General features: G+C 64.5%; 1 protein-coding gene. It reads right to left on the minus strand.

Annotated elements, in window-relative coordinates; genetic code table 11:
• Window positions 1–671, minus strand: a 671-nt coding sequence (locus GDJ08_RS19960; RefSeq protein WP_229296593.1) for a GTP-binding protein, incomplete at both ends; no start/stop codon positions are given.

Consider the following 671-nt stretch of genomic DNA (forward strand, 5'->3'; position numbering starts at 1 on the left):
TCGATTTCTTCGCCGACCTTGATCACGCCGCGCTCGATACGACCGGTCACCACGGTGCCGCGGCCCGAGATCGAGAACACGTCTTCCACCGGCATCAGGAACGGCTTGTCGATGTCGCGTTCCGGGGTCGGAATCCAGCTGTCGAGCGCCTCGACCAGCTTGATCACGGCCGGCACGCCGATGTCGCTCTGGTCGCCTTCCAGCGCCAGACGGGCCGAACCGGCGATGATCGGGGTGTCGTCGCCCGGGAAGTCGTACTTGCTCAGCAGCTCGCGGACTTCCATTTCGACCAGTTCCAGCAGCTCGGCGTCGTCCACCATGTCGGCCTTGTTCAGGAACACGACGATGTACGGCACGCCGACCTGACGCGACAGCAGGATGTGCTCGCGGGTCTGCGGCATCGGGCCGTCAGCGGCCGAGCACACCAGGATCGCGCCGTCCATCTGGGCAGCACCGGTGATCATGTTCTTGACGTAGTCGGCGTGGCCCGGGCAATCCACGTGGGCGTAATGACGCTCGGTGGATTCATATTCGACGTGCGCGGTCGAGATCGTGATGCCACGTGCCTTTTCTTCCGGCGCGGCGTCGATCGCGGAGTAATCCTTGAACTCGCCACCGAAGCGCTCGGCGCCGATCTTGGTCAGTGCGGCGGTCAGCGTGGTCTTGCCGTG

It is taken from the genome of Stenotrophomonas nematodicola, assembly GCF_009467805.1.
Classification (GTDB): domain Bacteria; phylum Pseudomonadota; class Gammaproteobacteria; order Xanthomonadales; family Xanthomonadaceae; genus Stenotrophomonas; species Stenotrophomonas nematodicola.